Consider the following 16,473-nt stretch of genomic DNA (forward strand, 5'->3'; position numbering starts at 1 on the left):
CATACGCTTTAAATTCACCAAAATATTTCGTAATCGCTGCTGTTAACGATGTCTTTCCATGATCAACGTGACCAATCGTTCCAATATTAACATGCGGCTTCGTACGTTCAAATTTGCTCTTTGCCATTTGAGCTCTCCATTTTCTATCCAAATAAAGGACTAAGTTAAAAAATTAATTATATAATCAAATCACGCGTATTTCTTTTGAATCTCCAAAGCAACAGCTGAAGGAACAGGCTCATAATGATCAAACTGCATTGTATATTGCGCACGCCCCTGACTCATCGAACGAAGAGTATTCACATAACCAAACATATTCGCCAAAGGAACCATTGCATTCACAACTGTAGCAATACCACGCGCCTCAGTCCCTAAAATTTGACCGCGACGAGAATTGAGATCACCAATAACATCACCAACATAATCTTCCGGCGTCACAACCTCGACCTTCATAACTGGCTCGAGAAGCTGTGCACCAGCTTTTTTTGCCCCGTCACGAAAAGCTGCACGAGCAGCAATCTCAAAAGCCAAAACAGAAGAATCAACATCGTGATAACCACCATCAATCAATGTAGCCTTTACACCAAGCATAGGAAATCCCGCAAGAGGCCCTGATCCCATAACACTCTCAATCCCCTTTTGAACACCGGGAATATATTCCTTAGGAACAGCACCACCAACAATCTTTGATTCAAAGAGGAAATCATCACCGTCATGAGGTTCAAAAATAATTTTAACACGAGCAAACTGCCCAGCACCACCAGATTGCTTCTTATGCGTATAATCAATTTCTGCTGTTTTAGTAATCGATTCACGATAAGCAACCTGAGGCTGCCCAATGTTCGCCTCAACCTTAAATTCGCGCCGCATACGATCAACAATAATATCAAGATGAAGCTCACCCATCCCAGCTATAATGGTTTGCCCCGATTCTTCATCAGATTTTACCCGAAACGAAGGATCTTCAGCAGCCAAACGATTGAGAGCAATACCCATTTTTTCCTGATCTGCCTTCGTTTTAGGCTCAATCGCAATTTCAATAACAGGCTCAGGAAAATCCATCCGCTCCAAAATAATGGGCTTCAAAGGATCACAAAGAGTATCACCTGTTGTTGTCTCTTTAAGTCCCGCGAGAGCAACAATATCACCAGCAAATGCCTCCTCAATATCTTCACGAGAATTTGAATGCATCTGAAGCATACGCCCCAAACGCTCCCTCTTTTTCTTCACAGTATTTTCGAGAGATACACCCTTTTGAACCTTACCAGAATAAATACGACAAAAAGTCAACGACCCAACAAACGGATCATTCATAATTTTAAAAGCAAGCATAGAAAGCGGAGCATCATCTGAAGATTCACGCGTTGCTTCAGACTCAGTCTTCACATCAACGCCACTAATTGGAGGAACATCAACTGGAGAAGGAAGATAAGAAACAACGGCATCCAAAAGCGGCTGAACACCTTTATTTTTAAAAGCAGTACCACAAAGAACTGGATGAAACTGAACTTCTATCGTTCCCTTACGAATAAAAGAAACAAGCTGTTCATTTGTTGGCATAACACCTTCCAAATAAGCCTCTGTTGCAACCTCATCAACCTCAACAGCCATCTCAATTAATTTCTCGCGATACTCTTCCGCCTTCTCCTTCAAATCGGATGGAATCTCACTCACAACAGCCGAAGCACCAATAGAGCCATCCCATTTCAACGCCTTCATCTCAATAAGATCAACAACGCCTTCAAAATCATTTTCAGCTCCGATTGGCAATTGCAAAACAAGTGCCCTAGCCCCCAATCGAGAACCAACCATCTCTACACTACGATAAAAATCGGCGCCTATCTTATCCATTTTATTGACAAAAACCATACGCGGCACACGGTACTTCTCAGCCTGCCGCCAAACTGTCTCCGTCTGAGGCTCCACACCAGCATTTGCATCCAACAATGCTATCGCACCATCAAGAACACGCAAAGAACGCTCAACTTCAATCGTAAAATCAACGTGCCCTGGCGTATCAATGATATTAAAACGGCGCTTCCGCCCATCACGCCCTTCCCAAAAGGTTGTTGTTGCAGCAGATGTAATCGTAATACCACGCTCCTGCTCCTGCTCCATCCAGTCCATTGTAGAAGCACCATCATGGGTTTCACCAATCTTATGATTCTTACCCGTATAAAACAAAATACGCTCAGTCATAGTGGTTTTACCCGCATCAATGTGCGCCATAATACCAAAATTACGATAATCTTCAATTTTATATTCGCGAGCCATTATACTTGCCTTATCCTTAAATACGCCTACCAGCGATAATGAGCGAATGCACGATTAGCCTCAGCCATACGATGAACATCCTCACGCTTCTTCACTGCAGAACCGCGATTATTAGCTGCATCCATCAACTCTCCAGAAAGACGATCAATCATTGTCGTCTCATTCCGCCCTCGAGCGGCCGAAATTAACCAGCGGATAGCAAGAGCCTGACGACGATCAGGACGAACATCTATCGGAACTTGATAAGTAGCACCACCAACGCGTCGCGAACGCACTTCAATATGAGGAGAAACATTCTCCAAAGCCTGATGAAACAGAGCCACAGGATCCGTCTTCACCTTCTTTCCCATAACCTCAAGCGCACCATAGACAATACGCTCAGCAACTGACTTCTTACCATCAAACATGATGGCATTCATAAATTTTGTAATAACCAAATCACCAAATTTGGGATCAGGATTAATTTCACGTTTTTCTGCTCTATGGCGACGGGACATTAGCTTTGTCTCTCAATATTATTTTGGATTATTTTGGACGCTTCGCGCCATATTTTGAACGACGCTGTTTACGATTCTTGACACCTTGCGTATCAAGCAAACCACGAATAATGTGATAACGAACCCCTGGCAAATCCTTCACACGACCACCCCGAATCATTACAACAGAGTGTTCTTGAAGATTATGCCCCTCTCCAGGAATATAACCTATCACCTCAAATCCATTTGTCAAACGGACTTTAGCAACTTTCCGAAGTGCAGAATTCGGTTTTTTGGGCGTCGTTGTATAGACACGCGTACAAACCCCACGCTTCTGCGGATTCGACTGAAGAGCAGGAACCTTATTACGCTTAACTGGCGCTACACGCGGTTTGCGAATCAACTGGTTTACGGTAGGCATATAACCTTCCTCTTTTCGATCTAAGTTCGTCTTGCCCACTCGGGCTTTTCATTTCTTTTATTTCGATAGAATCAAAATAAATGTCTAAGCTTACACACAAAATCGGGCACGTCTGTTATAAACAGCTTACCCGATTACAAGCAGAGAAGGCACGAACCTTTTGCATTGGCATTTGCTTTTAATCTTTTACAAACCGGTTTAAATGATTTCTTCGAGTAAACACCCGAAATCACCAATCACTCTCATACTGGTTATAGTGGTCTCTAATAGCGAGAACACATACATTCGTCAAGAACTAAACATTAGAAAGTTTTAAAAAATAAAAATAAATGCAATGATTAAGACTTTAGTTTGGCTTTTACAGAAGTTCTTGATAAACTAGTTTTTCATAGTAATATCTCTACACAAAAAAGACCAGCAATCTAATGAAAGAGCACAAATCTTGGGAATATTTATAAGACATTTCAACCATGCAATAAAAAATTGCACGGGTAATATTTAAGATGAGTACCATGAAAATAGTAACATGGAATATTGCTGGAATAAAAGCGCGGCATGAAACATTGTGTCAATGGTTACAGAAAACCCAACCCGATATAGTCTGTCTACAAGAAATAAAAAGTACCGATGAAAATTTCCCCCGCGATGCAATTGAAGGCTTAGGGTATCATATAGAAACACACGGACAAAAAAGTTTTAATGGTGTTGCGATTCTCTCTAAAAAAACACCTGATGAAGTTATCCGCCGATTACCAGGCAATGACAATGATGAACAAACCAGATACATTGAAGCTGTTTATTTAACAAATAAAGGCGTTATCCGTGTTGCATCCCTCTATCTGCCAAATGGAAACCCTATCACAAGCGAAAAATATTCTTATAAAATAGAATGGATGGAAAGATTGTACGCACATGCAAAATCATTGCTTGCATATGAAGAACCCCTTGTCCTAGCTGGTGATTATAATGTCATCCCTACCCCATTAGACGCAAAAAATCCTCAAGAATGGAATCATGATGCCTTATTCCTTCCACAAACAAGACAAGCCTTCCAGCGCATAATTCATTTAGGTTTTTATGATGCGATTCGTAATGTCACAGAAAACTCCTCATTCAGTTTCTGGGATTTTCAAGCTGGTGCTTGGCAGAAAAATAACGGGATTCGCATTGATCACTTGCTATTATCACCAGAAGCTGTCGATCAACTTATCTGTTCTTATAGTCAAAAAGAAGTAAGAGGCTACACAAAACCATCAGATCACACGCCTGTTTGGGCACATTTTAATTTCAATTAACAAGAGTACAACAACTGATTTGTTGAAATAAAAATATCCCACCTCAAATATAATTCGTGCTACACCGTGCATGACAATATATTTAAAACAATAAAACAAGAATAAAAAACTATAAATGAATGGAGGACATAATGAAAAAATCATTATTAATATTTATTGCAGCAACGGCTATTGGGCTCACAAGTATGGCACACGCTGAAAATGATACACTCGAAAAAATAAAAAAAACAGGAGAGATCACACTGGGTGTTCGCGAATCATCAGGTTTAGCCTATGCTCTAGGGAATGACAAATATGTAGGTTTTCATACAGAAATGGCAGAGCGTATTATTGACGATATTTCAAAAAAAATTGGTAAGCCAATCAAAATTCATTATCTTCCCATCACATCGCAAAATAGAATTCCTCTCTTAAAAAATAGCACCTATGATTTTGAATGTGGTTCAACAACAAATGATATTGCACGCAGTAAAGAAGTCGCATTTGCTTATACCACTTATGTTGAAGAGGTTCGGATTGCCGTAAAGAAAAATTCCAACATTAAATCTCTTGATGATTTAAATGGAAAAACAGTTGCAACCACTACTGGTACAACGTCTGTTCGGCTTATCCGCAAAAATAAACGTGCAAAAAAACTTCACTTTAATGTTGTAAAAGGCAAAGATCACGGAGATAGCTTCTTATTATTAGAGTCTGGCCGTGCGGATGCATTTGTTATGGATGCCTCAATTCTAGCTGGCCTTATCGCAAAATCAAAAAAGCCATCCGATTATGTCATTCTTGATACAGTGCTTTCAGTCGAACCCATCGCTTGTATACTCCGATTAAATGACAAAAACTTTGAAAAAGAAATCAATGACAGTATTGTACGTCAAATAAAAAACGAATCACTTGAAAAACTTTACGATAAATGGTTTATGAAACCAATTCCGCCCACAAATACTATTATTAACCTTCCTTTATCTCAAGCAACAAAATACGCTTGGGAGCATCCTAATAATAAACCTCGTGAAAACTATACAGAAAATAAATGATAGAATTAAAAAAACAACCACACTCTATGAAAATTGAGTGTGGTTATATTTTGGTTCATTTTTTAATAAATTCAGCATATGTAAATATGGCTGGTTTTATTCTTTTGCAGATGACTAAATTCAGGAAAATCAATTAATGGACTTTTCTTTTCTTTGTACAGATGACCTTACCCAAACCTTCGTGGCTGGATGCCTTGGAACTCCTGGTGTAAGTCATACCTACTTAGATACACTCCTTGATGGCTTAAAAAATACGGTGATATTGTCTGTTTCTTCACTGATCTTAGCGGTATTTTTTGGCATCATTATAGGAACAATACGCACCCTGCCCAACACTTCCGTGATCCGTCGCTTATTGCGTGCTATCGGAAATATCTGGGTGGAAATTATGCGTAATATTCCTTTGCTTGTACAAGTGTTTTTATGGTATTTTGTTGTGCCTAAAGTTTATCCTCCAGCGATGAGCTTTTCGCCTATTCTTCTCATAACATGTGCCTTAGGTTTCTTTACATCGGCGCGAATCGCAGAACAAGTACGCTCAGGGATTGAGGCCATTCCTTCTGGACAACGCTACGCAGCTATGGCAATGGGATTTACGACCTATCAAATTTATCGCTATATCATATTACCACGTGCTATGCGTACAATCATGCCCCCTCTCACTTCAGAAGCAATGGGTATTGTGAAAAATTCATCTATAGCATTTGCCGTTTCGATAAATGAATTGATGCAATTTCAGTACCAAACAATCGAAGAAGTAAGCCATGTTTATGAAAACTATTTAATTGTCACGGTTCTTTACATTTTTATAGCTTTGTTCGTATTCATCATCATGACAATTATTGAGCAAATGCTCAAAATTCCTAACTTTCAAACAGAGGAACACTGAAGATGATAAATTTCATAACCTCCAAGTTTGAATTTTCTTTTCCTTTCAATTTTTCAGACTTTGATTTTTCATTTTTCACTTTTGATATATTCTGTTCTTATATCCTGTCAGGTTTACTCTTTAGTGTTTTTTTAACTCTTTTTGCGACGATATTAGGACTTATATTCGGCACTCTCTTAGCAATGATGCGGCTTTCTTCTATGAAACTGCTTTCTTGGCTTGCAATAATTTACATAACTGCCATGCGTTCAATCCCGCTTGTTATGGTTATTTTATGGTTTTTTGTCCTTTTACCTTTCCTCACTGGAACATCAATTGGTGCAAATAAATCAGCACTCATCACCTTCACCGCATTTGAAACCGCTTATTTTGCCGAAATTATGCGTGCTGGTATAAATTCTGTTGCCAAAGGACAAAAACATGCAGGACAAGCGCTAGGGATGACATATTGGCAAAATATGTACATTGTCATTCTTCCCCAAGCTTTCAGAGATATGTTGCCAGTTTTTTTAACCCAGGTTATTATCCTCTTTCAGGACACAACGCTTGTTTATGCAATCAGTGGACATAGCCTTTTGAACGGTTTTGATATTGTTGCTAACAATTTCGGTGTAAAGCAAGAAGCCTATATCTTAGCAGCACTTTTCTATTTTGTTATCTGTTTTACACTGTCGCAGATAGTCGTGTATCTGCAAAAAAAAATATCCATTATTCGGTAATAGGAAAAAAAATGTCTACTCATATGATCGAAATAAAAAATGTTTCTAACTGGTATGGCGAAATTAATGTTCTTAAAAACTGTACAACCAATATCAACAAGGGAGAAGTTGTTGTCGTTTGTGGACCATCTGGTTCAGGTAAATCAACACTCATTAAAACCATTAATGCTCTCGTCCCTTTTCAAAAAGGTGAAATTTGGATTAATGGAATACCAGTTCATTCAAAACAAACGAATTTGCCTAAATTGCGTAGTCAGGTAGGAATGGTATTTCAACACTTCGAACTTTTTCCCCATCTATCTGTCACGGAAAATTTGACAATTGCACAAATTAAAGTCTTAAAGCGCAGCAAAAAAGAAGCGCTTGAACGCGGTTTGTTATATCTTGAACGCGTTGGGCTTATCGATCATAAAAATAAATACCCTGGCCAACTATCAGGAGGTCAACAGCAACGGGTTGCTATCGCACGTGCCTTAACTATGGATCCGCTTGTTATGCTTTTTGATGAACCAACATCTGCTCTAGATCCTGAAATGGTGGATGAAGTACTCGATGTCATGATCAGCTTAGCAGAAGAAGGTATGACAATGATTTGTGTAACACATGAAATGGGGTTTGCGCAAAAAGTCTCTGAACGTGTTATTTTCATGGATCAAGGAAAAATTCTTGAGGACTGTTCATCGAAAGAGTTCTTTTCTGATCCACAAGCCAGAATTCCACGTGCACAGGATTTTTTGTCTAAAATCCTTAGCCATTAGTAGTCATGTTATAACCGAAAGCCACCTTCTTATAACATAAGAGGTCAGAACTCATATCAGATACACAAGAAAATATTGTAGTAAGATATTCAAAAATGGTTATTTTTTAAAATATCACCAACCAGTGAGAATGCTTTACGCTTTTCGAATTCATCACAAAGGGCAATAGCGTGCTCTTTCAGAGGGCGAATCCAATCTCGATCTTTTACATTAGCTTTTTGATAGGCTACAGTTAACATTGCTGTACCGCGAGCAATTTTTCCTTCTGCAATCAGCATATTTCCAAGCATTGCTTGAGCTGGAGGATTTCCTTTTCTTGCTGAAAGCTGAAACCATCGTGCTGCCTGTAAAAGGTTTTTCTCCCTTCCCTCACCCCTTAAAAATATTTTTCCCAAATGGTACTGAGCTTTAGAATTTCCATAATTCATTGCAGCCTGCATATAAAGGCGAGCAGCGTAAGAAGGATTAGGTTTTACAGGTGATTGAGGGATGCCTTTTTTTATATACCCTGCAAGTCTAACCAATGCATCAGAAACATAGCTTGCATCTTCTGAATCTAGATCAACAGCTTTTTCAACGATAGATGCAAAAAAATTGTATGCCTTATAATCATTTTTAGGGACGCCATCACCCTCTGCATAAATAGAGCCAAGTTTCCAGCGCGCATCGATATTTCCCATATCGGCGGCACAACGTAATGCTGAAAGTGCCTGATTTATTTGCCCATTTTTATAAGCAGACATACCGCGTTTTAAAAAATAAAACGAATCATCAATAACTTTTTGCTCACTATTTACATCCATGACATAAGCAGTAGAAAAAACTCCCCCAAAAGCAATAATAAGGACAGCGTTTTGCCACGCCTTAAACCTGTTTACCATCTAAATCTCCCCCATTCTCTCATTTTTAATCATTCCTTTTGCTACAAAATGCTTTGTATGAATTCAACATCTTTTTAGTAAAAGAAAATCTCTTGAATATAAGAAGGCTAACAGAAAGATAAATAAATGGAAAACGCAAAAAGCATCACCTTAAAATAATCTTTTACTTTTATATGTAAAAAATTGATTTTTAATCATAAATCAAAATTCTCTATTTCATAATAGATTGCTTGATATGATAGCATATGGTTATTTCAACATTCTTATTCTGAAAGAACAGAAACTGCTCAAGAGAGAAATTGTGTGTACTGAAAAAGAGTTTTAAGATGGATGAAATATTCAGAAACCGTTGAATCTTAACAACAGTAAGCAACATTAAAAATAAATATAACAACTTATTTTATCAAAGCAAAAACGATAAAGCTCAGTTGTATTTCCATGATAACATTCACCAGAAGAACAGGGAATAAAAGACCAATTACGTCAAGCGTTCTAAAGCAACAGATATTTTCTTCTGCGCAGCATGCAATTCTATAATTCTGTCACGCTCAATCTCAACAATTTCCGGCTTTGCATTTGCTACAAATTTAGGGTTGTTTAATTTAACCGATATTTTTTCAATATCCTGTTCAATTTTTCTCATATCTTTCATCAAACGAGCACGTTCAGCTTCCAAATCAATCAACTGCCCCAATGGTAAACAAAAAACCGCCTCTCCCAAAACCATTTGTGCTGATATAGCTGGAACTTTATCAGAGAAATGAATTGTTTTAATACGCGCTAACTTTTTAAGAAGAGTATCATAGCGCTGCACACGCTCTCGCGTTATTTCTCCTCCTTCTACAATAACAAGAGGTGCTAACGTACCGGCGGGAATATTCATTTCAAAACGCACAGATCGAATCCCACTAACAATATCAATAAGCCAATTAACATCAGCAGCAGCCTCTTCATCTACAAACATTTCCTCTGGCCATTGTATCAATGCCAGCATATCCTGACGCTTCATGCTTGATGTTTCTGTAAGAGACCACAACTCCTCTGTCATATGAGGCATAAAAGGATGAAGAAGCTTATAAACTTCATCTAAAACCCAAGCGGTACAAGCCTGAGCCTCATTTTTAGCTTCCTCATTTGACCCTTGAAATATGGGTTTGAGAAGCTCTAAATACCAGTCACAGAATATATTCCAAATGAAGCGGTAAAGTGCACTAGCCGATTCATTAAATTTATAATTTTCAATACCAGTAGTGACTGCTGAAACAGTTTGAGATAACTCTGTTAAAATCCAACGATTAAGCGCAAGTTTTGCTTTTTCTGGCTTAAAAGCCGGATCATGCTTAACACCGTTCATCTTTGCAAATCGGGTAGCATTCCATAATTTCGTAGCAAAATTACGATAACCTGCAATACGGGAAGGATCAAGTTTGACATCACGCCCTTGCGCCGCCATAATAGCCAAAGTAAAACGGAGTGCATCAGCACTATATTGATCAATGAGCTCTAACGGATCAATAATATTCCCCTTCGACTTTGACATCTTTGCCCCCTTCTGATCTCGGACCAAAGCGTGCACATAAACCGTTGGGAAAGGAACTTCACCCATAAAGTGCAGCCCCATCATCATCATACGCGCAACCCAGAAAAAGATGATATCAAACCCTGTAACCGATAGAGATGTTGGATAAAAGGTAGCTAATTCAGGCGTTTTGTTTGGCCAACCTAGTGTTGAAAAAGGCCAAAGAGCAGAGGAAAACCATGTATCTAAGACATCTTCATCACGGGTTAATTCAACCACTTCACCATAATGCGAGAGAGCCGCAGCTAAAGCTTCTTCTTCACTTTTTTCAACAAAAACCGTACCATCAGGCCCATACCAAGCCGGTATCTGATGTCCCCACCATAATTGGCGTGAAATACACCAAGGTTGAATATTTTGCATCCAATTGAAATAGGTTTTCTTCCAACTATCAGGAACAAATTGTGTTTTCCCTTGACGAACAGCTTCTATCGCTGGCTTAGCTAATTCCGCGGCATGAACATACCATTGATCTGTCAAGAATGGTTCAATAGGTACCCCACTGCGATCTCCATGAGGAACAGTGTGTGGATGGTCATCAACCGCTGCTAAATATCCTCCCTTTTCCATCAAAGAAACAATACGATCACGAGCAAAAAAACGGTTAGATTGGTCTAATTCTTCCACTAATAATCTTAATTCATCTGATAAAACCAACCCCTCAAAAAACGCTTCATTCTCACGAAGAAAAATCTCAGCCTTTTTTGTAAAAACATTGATCAAACGTAGATTGTTGCGCTGCCCTACTTCAAAATCATTAAAATCATGTGCTGGCGTGATTTTTACAGCACCACTCCCTGCATCAGGATCTGCGTAAGAATCACCAACAATCAATAACCTACGCCCAACAAGAGGCAAAACAGCATTTTGACCTATAAGATTTTTATAACGTTCATCTTCAGGATTAACTGCAATTCCCGTATCGCCAAGCATTGTTTCTGGACGTGTTGTCGCCACTGTAATAAAAGTTGTAGAATCATTCGGATCAAAAACTTGATCTTCAAGTGGATATCTAAAATGCCATAAATGGCCCTTGACTTCTTTTTGTTCAACTTCAAGATCCGAGATAGCCGTTAACAGTTTAGGATCCCAATTAACCAAACGTTTATCTCTATATATCAACCCTTGCTTATAAAGCGTAACAAAAACTTCACGAACAGCTTGGGACAAACCTTCATCCATTGTAAACCGCTCACGCGACCAATCACAGGAAACACCAAGTCTGCGTAGCTGGTTTGCAATAATCCCACCAGCCTCATGACGCCATTCCCAAATACGCTCAACAAATTTTTCTCTCCCCATTTCTTGGCGGGTTGGCTCTTGACGCTCTGCAAGTTGACGCTCAACGACCATTTGCGTAGCAATTCCCGCATGATCCATACCGGGCTGCCACAATACATTCTTACCCCGCATCCGCTGAAACCGAACTACAATATCTTGGATTGTCGTATTTAGTGCATGGCCCATATGAAGTGAGCCGGTAACATTGGGAGGCGGAAGCATAACACAAAAAGGCTCTGCATCGCTTTTTGAACCTACTCCCGCTTCAAAAGCACCACGAGCTTTCCATCTTTTTGCAACCCGTTGCTCTATAGAAGCAGCATCATAGTTTTTTTCTAACATTCTACCCACCCATAACGCCGCTAAAAAATTCAGGACATGATCTAAAAAATCCGATCATACTCCCTACAAACCTCATCTCTTGATGTCAAGCTTGCAAAACCGCAAACAGAATCTCATATAAAATTAAAATGGAGAACGCAAAAAAATAATAAAAAACAAATAATTAAGAGGATTTCTTAATTGCCTTAACAATCTCTTCACGCAAAATATTCTCAAGCAAAACAGGTAATTTACATTGTAACCATTCTGCTATAGCCGGACGCAAGACATCCTCTGCAATCTTCTCGGCAGAAGAAAGACAATATTCAGATAATTCCACACGAGTAGTCGCTCTATTTCCTATTTGTGAGACACGACTCTCATCACTATATTCTTTTGTTTTATGAACAGGGTGCTGTTCTTCAGAAGGAAGCTTTACCTTTTGTACGTTCACGCCAACTGTACTATTTTCTGCCTCTATATTCTCTTTTTCTTGCATAGACGGAGAATCCTGGTTTTCAGAAGAAAGGCCAATACGATCAGCTAAAGCTTTCATTGCATCATCAACCGATAAGGTTGTCTCATAGCCACCTTTGGATGTTTCTTCTAAACGATCTACAGAGGTATTCATTGCACCCCCTTCATTTAAAAAGTGATCAGGTTGAACCGCATTTTCTTCGATTATTTCACGAATAGATGTCAAAATTTCATCCATACTTGGCTCACGTAACACGCTTGAACTCTGTACCATACTTAAAAACCTCTCAAAGACGCAACAACAAAGAGAATCACACTTTTAGTGTAAGCAAAAGAATCATAAGATCAACACACCTCTTACTATATTTTCAAAGGTGATTGTCATGAATAAGGCACTACACACAACTTTCTTTATTGATAAAACAACATCTAAACTAGATTTTCTAAACATGCCCAACGATCAATGGATAGCCCCGTACAGACTGAAATTATTTACAGATTTAATTTAAAAAGCTACTTTTATGCATTATCGGATATGTTTAATCGTTTTCAAACCTAAATAATTTGCAGTCAATTTACCAATGGAAGATTGAACACTATAGCTCGCAACAACGGCATTACGCTCTGCTGTCACAAGTGCAATTTGAGCATTAATCAACTGAGTACGAGAATTTAAAACATCTAATGTGGTAGATTGCCCCACACGATTTTCTTGGACACGCCCCTTAAGAGCGATTTCAGCAGCACGAACACTCTCGCGGTAAGCGACAACAGATGCGCGTGCACCCTCCAACTGAAACCACGCAGAAGTAAGTGCTTGTCTTGTACTACTCTGAGCTAAATCAAGCTGAAGGCGAGCCTGCCCAAGTTGTTCCTTGGATTGACGAATTTGAGCAGACGTACGCCCACCTTCAAAAATAGGAACACTGACTGACAATCCTATTGATTTAGAAACTCCATCCTCCCCAACACCACTGTAAATACGATTATAAGATGCTGTTGCAGAAAAATCAACTTTAGGAAGTAATGTTCCTTCTTTAGCCTTTACATTATAAAGTCCAGCGTCAACCAAATATTTTGCATAAAGAATTGCCGGATGCATAAGTACACTCAGTTGGTAAGCGGCATCAAGATTCATCGGCAAATCTTTTGCCATTGGTGGACGCTGTAATTTCTCAGGATCAAAACCAATAACTTGTCTATAGGCTGCTTCTGCTGATTTTACATCAGCACGTGCAAGACTCAGTTCTGAAACAGCCACGGAACGCGCAGCTTGTGCTTGGGAAAGATCAACACGCCCTCCCTCTCCCACATCAAATTTTGCTTTATTCGAACGAACTTGCTCCTCGAGAGCAGCCAAATTTTCTCTACGAAGATCAGCAATACGACGCGTTTGATACACATTAGCATAGGCTGTTACAGTGTCGAAAAACGTATTTTGCTCAGCATTACGAAGATACTCACGCTGTGCCTGTAATTTAACCTGTGCTGAAGAAAACATATTCTGCGTGACGAAACCGTCAAATAATCTTTGATTTAATCTTATTCCTATAGATCCAGAAGTGGTATAAGGACCCACCATAAGCTTACTTCGCCCATAACTTCCAATCCCTTCAATTTGTGGTAAGAGCCCAGAGCGCGCAATAACCACATCATCACTCGATATACGTACAGCAGCACGTTCACTCTTTAACTTAGCATTATGTATATAAGCTTTAGCAAAAGCATCCATCAATGTTTCAGCACAAACAGGCTCTGATAGAAAAACACTCAAAACCAGCAACAAACTTGCCTGAATTTTTTTGTTTATTTTGAATACACTACGCACACTAACAAACCCCACATTAATCATAAAATTATCTTTTACCTACAAACACAACAAACACTAAAATATAAAATCAGGCGTTTTTAAAAAACCAAGCAAACCTTTTACAGCGAGGTTAAAAGCTCGACGCGACGCAATGATCCCATCTTCTTTTACATAAATCCGTGCAACACCGGAATTACCATGTCCTTCAACCACAATGAGACGCCCACCGTCTCTCACTTGAGAGAAAATACCCTCCGGAATAAAATCAACAGCACCTTCGATAAAAATCAGATCATAAGGCCCCCCCACAACATATCCCTGCTCCAAAGGTCCATGAATCACAGCCACATTGTTACACCGATGACGTTTTAAAGCCTCAATAGCTTGCTCTGAAAGAGCTTTATTACTTTCTAATGCAATCACAGAGCCTGCAAGTTTTGAAAGCAATGCTGCACAATAACCACTCTTCGCACCAATATCTAAAACAATATCCGATGGTTTTACAGTTGCAAGCTGTAGCAATTTTGCTAAAGAGGCAGATCCCATCGAATAGCATGCAGGGAGGCCATTTTCCGCTGGATAGACAACAATATCGGTATCAAGATAACTTAAAGCTTTCATATCTTCTGGTACAAAATCTTCACGCGGTACCGTTAAAAATGCTTCAAGAACTGATAAATCCGTTACATTTACTGTACGAATTTGATTATCAACCATTTTGCGACGAAGCTCTGCAAAATCTGCAACCATAACGACACTTTTCTCCTACATATAACAAAAACTACAACAAAACAGCGATAATGAGAACCTAAAATCTTTCACTGTGGGTGTTACAAAAAAGGACGCTACCGTCAACAATGAGATTCTAATCGCATTATTTTTCATGCAAAAGCACTTTACCATGAAGAGAAGCAGTTTACTTGCGTATATTATCCCCAAAAGCCATTTTATTTAAATCGGCTGGAGGCCTCGCCCGGAATCGAACCGGGATACAAGGATTTGCAGTCCTCTGCGTAACCATTCCGCCACGAGGCCTCATCAACAAAAATATTAGAGTGTCAATAAGGGAAGGCAACGCATCCGTCAAGCTATAGAAACCTTCTCTGTTCTTTTTTCCTCTTCTTCTGTCATTTATGGCATTTTTTTTAAAAAAAAGTAATTTTACTCTTTGCAAATCACTATTGCTTTGCTATAGCCCTTGCAGTCAGATAATTGGGCACTGTTCCCCGGTAGCTCAGCGGTAGAGCAACCGGCTGTTAACCGGTTGGTCGCTGGTTCGAATCCGGCCCGGGGAGCCAGAATCTTTTTTATTCCAAATAACTTATTGATTCTCCATATTTAAAGTAAGGGATGCGTGGATAAAAGTAAGGGAATAGGATTTCGAATCATGTTTTTACAAAACATATTTTGTTCTGCCAACTTCCTCTATTAATTTTTTAAATTCTGCTAAGCCCTCTTATGAAAAACTACGGTTGTGTCTCTTGACATCAACTCGAAGTGTACTACATTGTAGTACAAATTAAATAGGAGATTTAATAATAGGCAAAATTCAAGCGCGTATACCTGATGAAGTTCAAGAAATTGCAAGTGCAGTCATTAAGTCCACAGGCTTGACTGTATCGGATGTAGTGCGCATGTTTATGACGCGCATTGCTAGAGATCGAGCTTTACCGCTTGATCTATTCCAACCCAATCCAGAAACATTACAAACTATAGAAGATGCCGAAATGGGACGCGTCGAACGCACATCATTAGAAGGTTTACGAGCCATGATTCGCGAGGATAGAAGCGAAGTGCGTAAATCTGAAAAACGAACCTAATCTTACTATGCGAGAAATTGTCTATACCCGTTCATTCCACCGCGATCTTAAACGCGAAAGCAAAGGGAGATCTGAACTACGTTTATAACTGAATGCATGATCTATGGAAAGAAAGTTTTTACAAAACACCTTCTTCAATATGATAGCTTTTCTAATTCTTTGAGAACCACTGCTTTAAATGTGCGAAGATATTGTCTATCGCATCCATGAGGCGGGCAAAATCAAGGATAAGCAAAAAGAAAAAAACGCTATCCACTTCATTTCACCAGCTGCAAGACTTAAAGATAGCATTCATATTGTTCTGGATGCTGTTTACAAAACGGGCTATTTAAACGCCTTTCGACACTTCGTTGCGGGATGACAGCGCCAGGCTGACAGATGGGGAGGTCTTTATAATTATAACACCAATATGGACCACCAGATTTCTTACGGAATCCT

General features: G+C 39.2%; 15 protein-coding genes and 2 tRNA genes. 7 read left to right on the forward strand and 10 right to left on the reverse strand.

All coding sequences use genetic code 11. The features are described 5' to 3' along the window. From J7R10_RS06915 to rpsL, 4 genes are all read right to left on the reverse strand, one after another. The coding region (locus J7R10_RS06915; RefSeq protein WP_234924853.1) for a GTP-binding protein at positions 1-127 on the reverse strand (127 nt) is incomplete at its 3' end. 62 nt (positions 128-189) lie between these two features. Beyond that, positions 190-2,274, reverse strand: coding sequence for an elongation factor G (fusA, locus tag J7R10_RS06920; protein ID WP_010705105.1), 2,085 nt, complete (start codon positions 2,272-2,274; stop codon positions 190-192). 26 nt (positions 2,275-2,300) lie between these two features. Continuing rightward, positions 2,301-2,771 (reverse strand): 30S ribosomal protein S7, encoded by a 471-nt coding sequence (gene rpsG / locus J7R10_RS06925; protein ID WP_010705104.1) that lies wholly within the window; start codon positions 2,769-2,771, stop codon positions 2,301-2,303. A 28-nt stretch (positions 2,772-2,799) separates the two neighbouring features. Further along, entirely contained in the window at positions 2,800-3,171 is a 372-nt protein-coding gene (gene rpsL / locus J7R10_RS06930; RefSeq protein ID WP_004859227.1) for a 30S ribosomal protein S12, read from the reverse strand. A 512-nt stretch (positions 3,172-3,683) separates the two neighbouring features. Between rpsL and xth the strand changes: the two genes are divergently transcribed. From xth to J7R10_RS06955, 5 genes are all read left to right on the forward strand, one after another. After that, positions 3,684-4,466 carry an exodeoxyribonuclease III gene (xth, locus tag J7R10_RS06935; RefSeq protein ID WP_026501398.1) on the forward strand — a complete coding sequence of 261 codons (783 nt, stop codon included), beginning with the start codon at positions 3,684-3,686 and terminating at the stop codon, positions 4,464-4,466. A 131-nt stretch (positions 4,467-4,597) separates the two neighbouring features. Next, complete coding sequence (locus J7R10_RS06940) at positions 4,598-5,500, forward strand: transporter substrate-binding domain-containing protein (protein ID WP_208436397.1); 903 nt, start codon at positions 4,598-4,600, stop codon at positions 5,498-5,500. A 136-nt stretch (positions 5,501-5,636) separates the two neighbouring features. Next, positions 5,637-6,389, forward strand: a complete 753-nt coding sequence (locus tag J7R10_RS06945; RefSeq protein WP_010705101.1) for an amino acid ABC transporter permease — start codon at positions 5,637-5,639, stop codon at positions 6,387-6,389. Between the two features lie 2 nt (positions 6,390-6,391). Beyond that, positions 6,392-7,108 (forward strand): amino acid ABC transporter permease, encoded by a 717-nt coding sequence (locus J7R10_RS06950; RefSeq protein WP_010705100.1) that lies wholly within the window; start codon positions 6,392-6,394, stop codon positions 7,106-7,108. An 11-nt stretch (positions 7,109-7,119) separates the two neighbouring features. Next, complete coding sequence (locus J7R10_RS06955; protein ID WP_015399178.1) at positions 7,120-7,866, forward strand: amino acid ABC transporter ATP-binding protein; 747 nt, start codon at positions 7,120-7,122, stop codon at positions 7,864-7,866. Positions 7,867-7,955: 89 nt separating this feature from the next. Here J7R10_RS06955 and J7R10_RS06960 read toward each other — a convergent pair whose 3' ends face one another. The 6 genes from J7R10_RS06960 to J7R10_RS06985 form a co-directional block, all read right to left on the reverse strand. Further along, positions 7,956-8,747 (reverse strand): tetratricopeptide repeat protein, encoded by a 792-nt coding sequence (locus tag J7R10_RS06960; protein WP_010705098.1) that lies wholly within the window; start codon positions 8,745-8,747, stop codon positions 7,956-7,958. Positions 8,748-9,225: 478 nt separating this feature from the next. Continuing rightward, positions 9,226-11,949 (reverse strand): valine--tRNA ligase, encoded by a 2,724-nt coding sequence (locus tag J7R10_RS06965; protein ID WP_010705097.1) that lies wholly within the window; start codon positions 11,947-11,949, stop codon positions 9,226-9,228. Between the two features lie 163 nt (positions 11,950-12,112). Beyond that, positions 12,113-12,679: a DUF2497 domain-containing protein gene (locus J7R10_RS06970; RefSeq protein WP_010705096.1), complete on the reverse strand. Its 567-nt coding sequence runs from the start codon at positions 12,677-12,679 to the stop codon at positions 12,113-12,115. A gap of 252 nt (positions 12,680-12,931) precedes the next feature. Beyond that, positions 12,932-14,257, reverse strand: coding sequence for a TolC family outer membrane protein (locus J7R10_RS06975; RefSeq protein ID WP_010705095.1), 1,326 nt, complete (start codon positions 14,255-14,257; stop codon positions 12,932-12,934). 33 nt (positions 14,258-14,290) lie between these two features. Next, positions 14,291-14,965: a protein-L-isoaspartate O-methyltransferase family protein gene (locus J7R10_RS06980; RefSeq protein ID WP_010705094.1), complete on the reverse strand. Its 675-nt coding sequence runs from the start codon at positions 14,963-14,965 to the stop codon at positions 14,291-14,293. A 211-nt stretch (positions 14,966-15,176) separates the two neighbouring features. Then, positions 15,177-15,250 (reverse strand) — tRNA-Cys (locus tag J7R10_RS06985). 188 nt (positions 15,251-15,438) lie between these two features. Between J7R10_RS06985 and J7R10_RS06990 the strand changes: the two genes are divergently transcribed. Both J7R10_RS06990 and J7R10_RS06995 read left to right on the forward strand, forming a co-directional pair. Further along, a tRNA-Asn gene (locus tag J7R10_RS06990) sits at positions 15,439-15,513 on the forward strand. A gap of 240 nt (positions 15,514-15,753) precedes the next feature. Then, on the forward strand, positions 15,754-16,035 hold the full coding sequence (locus J7R10_RS06995; protein ID WP_208436398.1) for a type II toxin-antitoxin system RelB/DinJ family antitoxin: 282 nt from the start codon (positions 15,754-15,756) through the stop codon (positions 16,033-16,035). Positions 16,036-16,473: the final 438 nt, after the last annotated feature.

It is taken from the genome of Bartonella vinsonii subsp. berkhoffii ATCC 51672, assembly GCF_902825225.1.
GTDB classification, from domain to species: domain Bacteria; phylum Pseudomonadota; class Alphaproteobacteria; order Rhizobiales; family Rhizobiaceae; genus Bartonella; species Bartonella berkhoffii.